14 protein-coding genes are annotated in these 11159 nt (G+C 43.8%); all 14 read right to left on the bottom strand.

Going from position 1 to position 11159, the window contains the following annotated elements; translation table 11 throughout:
• Positions 1-118: 118 nt before the first annotated feature.
• The 14 genes from O3655_RS08835 to ccrZ all read right to left on the bottom strand — a co-directional run bounded on the left by O3655_RS08835 (position 119) and on the right by ccrZ (position 11020).
• On the bottom strand, positions 119-514 hold the full coding sequence (locus O3655_RS08835) for a helix-hairpin-helix domain-containing protein (protein WP_000038699.1): 396 nt from the start codon (positions 512-514) through the stop codon (positions 119-121).
• A 97-nt stretch (positions 515-611) separates the two neighbouring features.
• Positions 612-866, bottom strand: coding sequence for a DUF1912 family protein (locus O3655_RS08830; protein WP_000119707.1), 255 nt, complete (start codon positions 864-866; stop codon positions 612-614).
• 9 nt (positions 867-875) lie between these two features.
• Positions 876-2210 carry a DUF438 domain-containing protein gene (locus O3655_RS08825; protein ID WP_308697421.1) on the bottom strand — a complete coding sequence of 445 codons (1335 nt, stop codon included), beginning with the start codon at positions 2208-2210 and terminating at the stop codon, positions 876-878.
• Positions 2210-2443, bottom strand: a complete 234-nt coding sequence (locus tag O3655_RS08820) for a DUF1858 domain-containing protein (protein ID WP_000368739.1) — start codon at positions 2441-2443, stop codon at positions 2210-2212. Before O3655_RS08820 ends, O3655_RS08825 begins: the two co-directional genes overlap by 1 nt.
• Before the next feature lie 260 nt (positions 2444-2703).
• Positions 2704-2886 (bottom strand): hypothetical protein, encoded by a 183-nt coding sequence (locus tag O3655_RS08815; protein ID WP_049479740.1) that lies wholly within the window; start codon positions 2884-2886, stop codon positions 2704-2706.
• 1 nt (position 2887) lies between these two features.
• Positions 2888-3667 (bottom strand): hypothetical protein, encoded by a 780-nt coding sequence (locus O3655_RS08810; RefSeq protein WP_001118422.1) that lies wholly within the window; start codon positions 3665-3667, stop codon positions 2888-2890.
• 257 nt (positions 3668-3924) lie between these two features.
• Complete coding sequence (rbfA, locus tag O3655_RS08805; protein WP_001273599.1) at positions 3925-4275, bottom strand: 30S ribosome-binding factor RbfA; 351 nt, start codon at positions 4273-4275, stop codon at positions 3925-3927.
• A gap of 165 nt (positions 4276-4440) precedes the next feature.
• Positions 4441-7185: a translation initiation factor IF-2 gene (infB, locus tag O3655_RS08800; protein WP_084944016.1), complete on the bottom strand. Its 2745-nt coding sequence runs from the start codon at positions 7183-7185 to the stop codon at positions 4441-4443.
• A 16-nt stretch (positions 7186-7201) separates the two neighbouring features.
• On the bottom strand, positions 7202-7501 hold the full coding sequence (locus O3655_RS08795; RefSeq protein WP_001041396.1) for a YlxQ-related RNA-binding protein: 300 nt from the start codon (positions 7499-7501) through the stop codon (positions 7202-7204).
• Positions 7494-7787, bottom strand: coding sequence for an RNase P modulator RnpM (rnpM, locus tag O3655_RS08790; RefSeq protein ID WP_049500979.1), 294 nt, complete (start codon positions 7785-7787; stop codon positions 7494-7496). The genes O3655_RS08795 and rnpM overlap by 8 nt, the downstream gene beginning before the upstream one ends.
• A 21-nt stretch (positions 7788-7808) precedes the next feature.
• The gene (gene nusA / locus O3655_RS08785; protein ID WP_000032277.1) at positions 7809-8945 is read right to left on the bottom strand and encodes a transcription termination factor NusA; all 1137 of its coding nucleotides are present in this window, start codon (positions 8943-8945) and stop codon (positions 7809-7811) included.
• A 42-nt stretch (positions 8946-8987) separates the two neighbouring features.
• Positions 8988-9467: a ribosome maturation factor RimP gene (rimP, locus tag O3655_RS08780; RefSeq protein WP_227946037.1), complete on the bottom strand. Its 480-nt coding sequence runs from the start codon at positions 9465-9467 to the stop codon at positions 8988-8990.
• A gap of 114 nt (positions 9468-9581) precedes the next feature.
• Positions 9582-10229: a tRNA (guanosine(46)-N7)-methyltransferase TrmB gene (trmB, locus tag O3655_RS08775; RefSeq protein ID WP_227946036.1), complete on the bottom strand. Its 648-nt coding sequence runs from the start codon at positions 10227-10229 to the stop codon at positions 9582-9584.
• On the bottom strand, positions 10226-11020 hold the full coding sequence (ccrZ, locus tag O3655_RS08770) for a cell cycle regulator CcrZ (protein ID WP_101800379.1): 795 nt from the start codon (positions 11018-11020) through the stop codon (positions 10226-10228). Before ccrZ ends, trmB begins: the two co-directional genes overlap by 4 nt.
• Positions 11021-11159 lie beyond the last annotated feature (139 nt).

The following is an 11159-nucleotide window of genomic DNA, read 5'->3' as shown; positions in this document are numbered from 1 at the left end:
TTTTGACACATTTGTGGACTTCTCAGCACCGCCACTTTCTGTAAAATGTGGGATCCAAAACACCTCTAATGGCTCTATTGTAGCAAGTTTTTCTCGGAAATGCAAGGGGCAAGAAAGATTACTTGAAGCTGATTCCGTGCTCTTTTAATTTCTTAATGGTAGCTGGGCCAATTCCTTTCAAGGCAAGGAGTTCTTTTTCAGTCCAGTTTTTAAAGTCAGCAGCCGACTTGATCCCCTCATCATAGAAAGTCTTAGCACGATCTACTGAGAGGCCACCCAAAGTAGCTGCGAAATCTTCTACTGAATTGGCTACTTTTTGAGCTTGTTCCTTGGTCGCTTCTACTGCTTGTTCCACTTTTTTAGAGACAACTTTTCCTGCTTCGCTGGCAGATTTTTCTGCGTGTTTCACGACTTTTTTGGTCTCTTCGACAACTTTGGTCACCGTACTTGAAAAGGCACCTGAGCGACGAAGGCTATTTCGCAATTGTTTTTTACGTTGGAGTTTCTTTGACATGATAAAATCCTTTCAATAAAAAATCCCTGCTCTGACAAGGATTTAATAAAGATATTCTATCAAGATTTTGGGAAAAAATCAAGAAAGTATCTGTATTTTAATAGTTTCGCTCACCAAACAATCCTTCTGGCAAATCATGGAATCCCTTGCCTGCCTTGAAATTTTCGAACTTACCAAGCAAGAACTGGTAGGCATCCAAGCGACTTTCGTAGCGAATCATGGCATCTTTGGCACGTTCGTCTTGGTCTTCTTCGTAGACCTTTTGACTTTCCTTGTGCGCCATGTCGTTGATCATGATCTGGGTATTGACCCAAGCTTCAAATTCCTTCATAAATTCCTGTTCGTAACTCATTGATTCTCCTTATTCTAATCCACGGAAGAAGTCCGTATCAATCTCTCGGTAGGGCTGGATATCCTGAACATACTCCAACACGCCTTGGAATTCCCCGTTTTCATCGTGTACCGCAGCATAGGTAATGTGGACAAACTTGCCTCGCGAATCTGACTTGAACCACATTTCATACTTGTCCTTGACCCCTTCACGAAGACCTTGCATAACGGCCTTCACCTTTTCTAGATATTTGGGCGGATGGCAGAGTTCTACATTGCGCCCGACTTGGGACGGCGTCCGTTTGAAAATCATCTCATCAGCTGGCGTATTGTCATTGTAATACTGAAAAATATCGTCTTTATTGACAAAAGTGATCTCCATAGGGAGGTGATTGAGGATGAGATTGGCCTGCTCGACGGAGAGATAACCATTGCCAAAAGCCTGTTGACTATGACGGTCCAGCACTGCTTCCTTTTCCTTAGGGGTAAAGGTAATGGTGAACTGGCCTTCTGGTGTATCGATAACTTGCTGAACTTGACCTTCAGCCGTGTCCAGCTGCACGGGCTCCTCTGCACTCTTTTCCTCAACGAAACTCTGTCGTTCTGGCACCCATTTCTCGGACGGACGAATGATGGCATAGCCGTAGGCATTGCTCTCCTCCGCAATCTGAATCCAGTCATCCTGGGTGAAAGACTCAAGGAGAATCATGAGGAGGATGGACTCTTCCTTGAAAATCATACTTTCAAACTCTGTCGCAAAAGCTTCAAAGGCCTCCTTTACAGTGGAAATCGCCACTTCTGGTAGTGCCTTAGCCATCGCTAGAGCTGTCTGAAAGAGTTCTCTGATCTGATCGTCCACTCCCCACATGACTTTAGGAGGTGAATCGTGACCATAGCGCTCCATGATGGGAAAAAAGAGCTCTTCCTTGCGCTGATAATGGATGTCAAATTGCCCCAACAGCCCCATTTGACGTACCAAGCCCTTGCGCATCTCTGCCAGCATTTCCTCATCTTCCATAGACTCATAGGTATCCAACAGTCTCCGAATGCGAATCAAAGCTGCACGGAGAGCTAGATTTTCATCCTTGAAGACGCGAACGGGGTGGCCAGGATGCTCGGTATCCTCTACTTCGACACCCTTAACTGCATTTTTAAAAAGATTAGCATGGACATCACAGAGTTCCATGACATCTTCAAAGGTGACTCCTGAATCTGAGTTCATCAATTCGTGCTCCATGAGAGAAATCTCGATAGCTGAAACACCTGTAAAAGTCGCATCAAAACGCTCCTGAACCGACTCAGGAGAGGCACCATTGTGCAATTCTAGCAAAATATCCCGTAGGATATGAATCCGTTCATCTGCCATTAGTCTAATCCAATCACTTCATAGCCGTTTGCTTCTAGCGTGCGGACAATCTTGTCCATAGGAGTTCCTTCGAGTTTAGAACCCTGCTTAAGCGATACTTTGCGCCCAACAGTGTTGCGCATCAAGGGATTAGCAAGTGGTTTAAAACCGAGCTCTACTAGGATTTCCAAGACTTCCGGGTGCTTGTCTACCACTTCTGCAACGGGAATTGACACATCGATGATATTGTCCATGACGACCTCCATGTATGTTCTAATACTCAATGAAAATCAAAGAGCAAACTAGGAAGCTAGCCGCAGGTTGCTCAAAACAGTGTTTTGAGGTTGTGGATAGAACTGACGAAGTCAGTAACCATACCTACGGCAAGGTGAAGCTGACGTGGTTTGAAGAGATTTTCGAAGAGTATAAAATGATTTTACTGCTTATATTATACCATATGGAAAGAGATTAAAAAACTAGCAGAAGAGTTCCTGCTAGTTTCTTTCATTTCAAGTTATTCCTTATCATCTGGTTTTGCGAGCCACTGGGCTACATCCATCAGCTTGTCAGCAAGCAGTACTTTCCCGAAACCTACTAGAGCATTGTCATCTCTTTTCATGTTCTTCAGGACTTTGATGCTTTGCATCACAAAAAAGTAATTCCCGTAAGTCTTGGTCAGAATTTTAATGAATCCCATATTACTCTCCTTCGATGATTTCGACCTCTTTTCGGATAGTATCAACGTCTCTTTGATATTGCACTTCATTGTAGTTGACTAGCTTGGACAATTCCTGTTGCAATCTTTCTCCCATCGGTTTCATGGTCGCAAAGGTTAAGCCACCAGAAATGACTCCACCTAGGATAGGAATCACTTTCCCCATCCCTTTAGCTAGGCCTCCTTTTGTCAGATTGACACCAAAAATTTTCAAAACTTTTTCTAAAATTGGATACCAAAGAGTTTTTGTCAAGGCTTTCTTGTTCACTACTTTTATGACTTGCTTGGCTACTGTCACACCGCCTGATCGAAGCAGGGCACCTGCGCCATTTACTCCCAGCATCACACCGAGATACAGTAGGAGTGTGTTTTTAGCTTCCTCGCTTAACTCATTGCGCGATGCCCAGAGATCATCAAATCCGTAAATATACCCTAGTTCCTGAGCTAGCTTTAACGAGAAAGCGTAAAACTGGGCTACATCTGTCGGAATAGTAATCGCCATGACAAGGCCTCCAGGTAAACCTGCCAAAACCGAAGTTCCACTGGCTAACAGGACATTGTCCTTAATACAGGCCTTTGCCACTCGGTCCAAGCTTTCCTGAGGTAACAAAGAAGTTGGCCCTTGTTCTAATAAGGTTGCAATATCCTTGCGATCTAATTCCTTGGAAAACTTTTCTACTAAAAATTTCTCTCGATCAACTTTGACTACGGGTAGTTTCACCACTTGTTGTAGTACTTGCATAGCTATATCTTGTTTAGCCATATATCTCTCCGTTTTTCATTTATATCAAGCTTTATCATATCATACTATTTGAAATTTACAAATTTTTTAAACTGCGTTTTACAAGGGCAATATATCGATGATTAGCAAACAAACTACTCCGACAAGAAAAAAGAGGGGAATCCCCTCTTTCTTATACTCAATGAAAATCAAAGAGCAAACTAGGAAGCTAGCCGCAGGCTGTACTTGAGTACGGAAAGGCGACGCTGACATGGTTTGAATTTGATTTTCGAAGAGTATTAGTTCTTATCCAGATTGCGTAGCATTGCGTCAATCTTGTTTCCATATTCGATGGATTCGTCTTTGACGAAGGTCAAATCTGGGATTTTGTACAATTTCAAATTGCGACCAAGTTCACGTTTGATGGTACCAGTTGCTTTTTCAAGCCCGATTTGAGCTTTTTGATTATCTGAAGCAAGGTTACTCAAAATGGTGTAGTAAACCTTGGCAACAGACAAGTCACCTAGCATCTGAACATCTGTGATGGTCACACCTTGAACACGGGGATCACGGACTTTCTTTTGCAAAATCTCATTGACTTCACGCTTGATTTCCATGCCTACACGATCCGTACGGAAATGATTTGCCATGATATTCCTTTCTCTACTTTGAACCAAAAGCTAGGCCAGCAGACCTAGCTATTTCTGTTAGATAGAGGAACTAGAGCCATTTGAATCTAGGAAACAAGCCTTTGATAGAACTAAAGTTCATCAAGGCGCTGTTGACAACGAGTCAAATGAGCTATCGTTTCTCTATTATCGTTTGATTTCTTCCATGACATAGGCCTCAATCACATCATCAGTCTTGATATCATTGTAGCCATCAATCATCAATCCACCTTCACGACCGTTTGTAACTTCTTTCACGTCGTCTTTGTAGTGTTTCAAGCTTGCGAGTTCACCGTCATAGATAACGACACCGTCACGGATAACACGGACTTTAGAATCACGGGTAACCTTACCGTTGATAACCATAAATCCACCGATGGTTCCGACTTTAGATACCTTGAAGGTTTCACGGATAACTGCTTCACCGATAACTTTTTCTTCGAATTCTGGGTCAAGCATCCCTTTCATGGCTTCTTCCATCTCTTCGATAACCTTATAGATAATGCTGTGGAGACGGATTTCTACATCGTCAGCTTCCGCTTGTTGACGCGCTTGTGGTGTAGGGCGTACGTTGAAACCAACGATAAAGGCATTTGAAGCTTCCGCAAGAGTCACGTCAGATTCGTTGATAGCACCGACTGCCGAGTGGACAATGGTAACTTTGACACCTTCTACATCGATCTTTTGAAGTGAGGCAGAAAGGGCTTCAACAGAACCTTGTACGTCGGCCTTGATGATGACATTGACTGACTTAAGCTCACCAGCTTTAAGCGTATCAAAGAGGTTTTCAAGGCTGACACGTTGGGTAGCTTGGCGTTGTTTCATGAGGGCACGTTTTGCACGTTCTTCACCAGCCGCACGCGCAGATTTTTCATCTTCGTAAACGGCAAAGTGGTCACCCGCCATTGGCGCTTCGTTTAGACCTGTGATAGAAACCGGCGTTGATGGGCCTGCAACCTTGACACGACGACCAAGATCATTGGTCATAGCACGTACACGACCGAAGGTATTTCCGACAACGATTGGGTCTTGGACATTCAAGGTACCTTGTTGCACAAGAAGGGTTGCGACCGCACCTTTCCCTTTATCCAAGCGAGCTTCGATAACCGTACCGATCGCACGCACTGTTGGGTCTGCCTTGAGTTCTTGGATTTCAGCCACAAGAAGGACTGTTTCCAACAATTCTTCGATATTTTGGTTGAATTTAGCTGAGATTTCAACAAATTCAGAATCACCACCCCAGGCAGTTGACATAACACCATGCTCTGCCAATTCACCGATAACACGTTCTGGATTGGCACCTGGTTTATCAATCTTGTTGATAGCTACGATGATTGGAACGTTGGCCGCTTTTGAGTGGTTGATGGCTTCGATAGTCTGAGGCATAACCCCGTCATCGGCCGCCACGACCAAGATGGTAATATCGGTAACAGATGCACCACGCGCACGCATAGAGGTAAAGGCCGCGTGTCCTGGTGTATCAAGGAAGGTAATCTTCTTGCCATTTTCCACGATTTGATAGGCACCGATATGCTGAGTGATACCACCTGCTTCACCTGTCGCAACGCGAGAGTTACGAAGGGTATCCAAAAGGGTTGTCTTACCATGGTCAACGTGTCCCATGATGGTTACAACTGGTGGACGCTCAACCAATTCATCTTCATTGAGATAACCATCTTCTACAAAGAAACGTTCGATGTCGGCATTATCCACTTCAACCTTTTGTTTGGCTTCGATACCGTAATCCACCATGAGGAGTTCGATGGTTTCCCCATCTAAGGATTGGTTTTGTGTGGCCATGACACCCATCATAAAGAGTTTCTTAACGATTTCAGCTGGTTCACGTTTGATACGTTTTGCGATTTCCGCAACAGTCATACCATCTGTATACTCAAATTCTGTTGGCAATTCGTGGAACTTACGCTCTGTAACAGGTTTTGGAGTCTGGTTACGGTTGTTTTGCTTGTTCCCTTTTTTATTTTTCTTGTTGTTATTCCAGTTACTATTTCTTTGATTTCTCACTTGATTCTGACTACTTCGATTCTTTTGTTGTTTTCTAGGACCATCTTCTTCACGATCGTAATCATCACGATCTTTGTCTGGTCGGGCTTGTTTTTTACGACGTGTATCTACTACAGGCTCTTTGACTACAGGAGCTACTGTTACTGCTGGCTGAGTTTGTTCAGCTAGCTTAGCAGCTTCTTCAAAGATTTCCTCCGGTTCTTTGCGTTTATTAGCTTGAGCCAAGGCTTCTTTAGCTGCTTGTGACTGTTTGAAACGTTCCTCGCTTGAGCGTGCGTATTCGGCATTTTGTTCTGCCTTCAGGGCTGCTGCACGAGCCTTGAAATCAATACGTGGACCAGCTTGGTTCGGACGATTTTCCACTTGTTGGCGACGATCATTACCACGGTTTTGCTGACCTTGTTGTTTCTTCCCTTGATCATTAAAACGACGGTTGTCGCGGTTTCCTTGACCTGTTTTTCCACCATTACGGTTCTCATTTTTGGGACGGTTCCCGTTTTGTTGTTGGTCGCGGTTGTTGCCCTTGTTTTGCTTGCGTCGCTCTGCTTGCTCTTTTGCACGAGCTTCACGCTCTGCCTTGAAGTTTCGGCTTTGTGGTCTAGCAGCTACTACTTTTTCTTCCTTAGGAGCTACTGGTGTTTCAGATTTCTTTTCCACCTTCGCTTCACTTGCTTTTGGTGCTGCAGGTTTTGCTTCTGCCTTAGGAGCAGGTGCAGGTTTAAAGCTAGCTGCGATTTGCTCAGCAGCAGCAGCTTCCACGCTTGATGAGTGGCTTTTCACATCCAAGCCCAACTCTTTTGCACGCGCTACAACTTCTTTACTTTCTTTTCCAAGTTCTTTTGCGATTTCGTACAATCTTTTCTTAGACAAATCATGTCCTCCTCTTCTATTCCATAAGAGACCTCATTTTCTTTGTAAATCCAGCATCTGTCACAGCCAAAACCTTTCGCGATTTTCCGACTGCTATGCTTAATTCCAGTGTTGAAAACACGGTTATAACTTCTACTTGATAATAGTCACTTTTATCTTGAATCTTCTTGGTCAGATTGGGACCAGCATCATGGGCTAGAAAGACTAACTTGGCTTTCTGGTCTTGGATGGCCTTGACCACCAATTCCTCACCTGATATGATCCGGCCTGCTCGTTGAGCAAGTCCCAAGAGATTACTTATCTTTTGCTTATTCAAGTCCTAACTCTCTTCTTTTCACTTTGTGATCAACATAGGCGATCAACTCGTCATAAAAGCTTTCTTCCACTTCCATGTTAAAGCTGCGGTTAAAGACTTTCTTCTTTTTTGCCTCTAGGGCTTCTGCATTGTCTAGCTTGATATAAGCGCCACGGCCATTGGCCTTGCCTGTCGAATCGATAAAGACCTGTCCTTCTTTGTTCTTGACAATGCGGAGCAAATCACGCTTATCAATCACTTCATTGGATACAACAGACTTGCGCAAAGGGATTTTTCTTGTTTTCATCTTTCCCTCCTCTAGCAGCTTTTATTCTTCGATCAATTCATCCGCAGCTGCGTAATCAACTTGACCTGCTTCTTCCATAGCTTCAAATTCGCTGGCAGACTTGATATCGATACGGTAACCCGTCAAGTGAGCCGCCAAGCGAACGTTTTGTCCACGACGACCGATAGCAAGAGAAAGCTTGTTATCAGGTACAACGACCAAGGCACGTTTGCTGTCATTTTCATCAAAGATAACTTGGTCAACCTCTGCAGGTGCGATAGCATTGTAGATAAACTCAGCTGGATCTGCTACCCACTCGATAACGTCAATGTTTTCTTCGACAGGAATCATGCGGTCGCTCTTGGCGTCGTAGCGAGCTGGGTGGAATTTGCTGGTGATTTTCTTGATATTGGCACCACCACGTCCAACGATTGTCCCGATAGCGTCCACGTTTGGATTGTGGCTACGAACGGCAACTTTCGTACGGTCACCAGCTTCACGAGCCACGCTCATGATTTCAACAGTTCCATCATACACTTCTGGAATTTCTTGCTCCATCAAGCGTTTGATCATTTCTGGATGGCTACGACTGACAAAGACGTTGACACCACGAGGGTTGTCTTCAACCTTATAAACATAGACTTCGATACGGTCATGGGAAGCAAAGACTTCTCCAGGGATTTGGTCTTGTTTGGACAATTGGGCTTCGATGCTGCCAAGATTGACATAGATGAAACGGTTGTCAAAACGTTCTACCGTACCAGACATGATTTCTTGTTCATGTTCCTTGTAAGTATTATAGGTGATGGCACGTGTTTGCTTGCGCATTTTTTCCATAATGGTTTGTTTAGCAGATTGGGCTGCTACACGACCAAACTCAGCAGGTGCTTCTTCAAATTTGATTTTGTCACCAAGCTCATAGGCTGAATTAATGGCAAGGGCATCTTTCAAGCTGATTTCCAAACGGCTATCAAATACTTCATCAACAACTTCACGAACAGTATAGACAGTAAAGTCACCTGTCTTTTCATTGAAGTCGATAGCTACGCTGTCAGATTGACCATAGCGTCTGCGATAAGCGGAACGAAGCGACTCTACTACTGCGTCGATGATGTCTTCTTTTTTGATTCCCTTGTCTTCTTCCAAAATGCGGAAGGCCTCTAGCATTTCTTTACTCATGTTCTTTTTACTTTTGAATCCTCAAAAGCTATCCTTTCTTTTCTATAATTTTACTGCTAAACGTGCTTTTGATACTAAACTGTATGGAATTTGGACGGTTTTCTTACGTGTCTTGTCCATATATTCCATGGTCAACTCGTTCTCTTCGAAGGCCAACAAGGTCCCTTCAAAGACTTTTTGTTTATCGATGGCTTGGTAGAGCCCGACATGGATGTATTTCCCAACTGCTCCAGCGACGGCATCCTTGGTTTTCAAAGGACGTTCCAAGCCTGGACTGGTAATTTCTAGGAAATATTGTTCTGGGAAGGGATCAGGCTTGATGGTGTCTAGGACAGGACTGATGATTTCTGTCAGGTCTGCCGTGTCGTTCAAGGTAATTCCTTCAGGTTTATCTACAAAAATACTGAGAATCATGTCACTGCCAATCTTTCCATACTCGATATCCACGAGCTCGAAAGGCGCTTGGATGACAGGTTCTACAACTTCTCTGACTAATTCTACGATTGTTGCGATTGCGTCCACCTCCTCATAAGCAAGAGGCGAAGATATTTCCCCGCCTCTCTTTCTTATATTCTTACTATCAGTATAGCACGTTTGTCAATTTATGTAAAGCATTAGCACTCAAACGACTAGTTTTCAAGCTATTTTTTGAAATTCTGCTTCAACTCGGTAGATTACTTGACCCTTGCTGGAGAATTTTTGCTCATACTCTGTCATAACATTGCCTTCAAAATCACTGGCATGTAAGTCCAACCAAACACCATTGAGTTTCATCCCATACTGAGAAAAACTCACCAAGCTGTACTCAAACAAGCCACGGTTATCCGTCTTGAAATGGATTTCCCCATTCTCAGGCAAGATGCGCTTGAAGGTGTCCAAGAAACTCTTGTAAGTCAAACGACGTTTTTCATGGCGTTTTTTAGGCCAGGGATCTGAAAAGTTTAGGTACAAACGATCAATCTCACCGTCTTCAAAGTAGTCGGTCAGATCTGAACCATCTACCCACAGCAACTTGATGTTGGGCACTCCAACTTCAAGAACCTTGTCCAAGGCATAACTCAATACCGACTTTTGGATATCAATCCCGATATAGTTGATGTCAGGGTTTTGTTTGGCCATTCCTGATACGAAGGCCCCTTTGCCACTTCCAACTTCAACATGAATCGGATGATCATTTCCAAACAAGTCTCGCCATTTCCCTTTAGCTTCCAAGGGATTGAGGACCACATACTGGGGATTAGCCTCTAGTAATTCTGTCGCCCCTTTACGATTTCTAACTCTCATCTCTTCTTTCCATACTTATCACGGAAGACGCGCAAGGCATAAATCTCCCGGTTTACATTGTCTAAATCTTGATTTTCACAGTATTTGGCAATCTGGTTCAAGTAAGAATACTGACCATACCAATACAATTTATCTAACACTGTCTGATTGTACTTATAGCCGTAGTCTCTCAACCATTGACGCCACTGATGATCTGGAATGTAGTGGCATAGCAAATGCGCCACATCAAACATACGATCTGTCAGACGAACCGAATCCCAATCCACTAGATAAACAAGACCACTCTCTGTCTCAATCCAATTACTATGGCGAAGGTCTCCATGCACAATCGTTGCATAATCTTCCCTAAAGCCTGGAACCGTCTTACCTAGCTCCGCAATCACACTGTTCAAATAGTGATTCTGCTTCAAGATTTCTGGTACTCCTTGCTGCCAAGAACGTAGCAAATCAACTGGTGTTTCCATGGTATAGCCCAAACGGCTCAACTGCTTCATCAAGGGACGCGAGCGGTGAAGGCGGTTCAAGATATTGATAATCTGCTTGCGATTCATGTCGTAAGGGGTCAATATTTTGCCCATCAACCATTCCTGAGCACACATATCACTGCCATCTGGCAAACGACGAGTCCATAGTAATTGAGGAGCGATTTGTTCTCTGGCTAGGCCAGGTAGGATTGGAGAGGTGTTCATTTTTACAAAGACGCGCTTCCCATCAGGGTAGCTTCCCATATAAGCCTTGCCGCTCTTCCCAGGTATAGGGGTCAGCGTTAGCTCATTATCACCCAAGTCCATTTCTTTCCTCCGTATAAAGTTTCCTTACTATTCTACTAGTTTTTGGTCTATTCGTCAACCGCTTCACACCCGATTCCCAAAGAAAAGCATCTCAATTGATTCAGGCTATCATTATAGCTTAAAGAAGGCAAGCACCGTC

This window comes from Streptococcus sp. 27098_8_70 (assembly GCF_041432215.1).
GTDB classification, from domain to species: Bacteria; Bacillota; Bacilli; order Lactobacillales; family Streptococcaceae; genus Streptococcus; species Streptococcus oralis_CP.
This window is presented reverse-complemented; position numbering and strand designations above follow the sequence as displayed.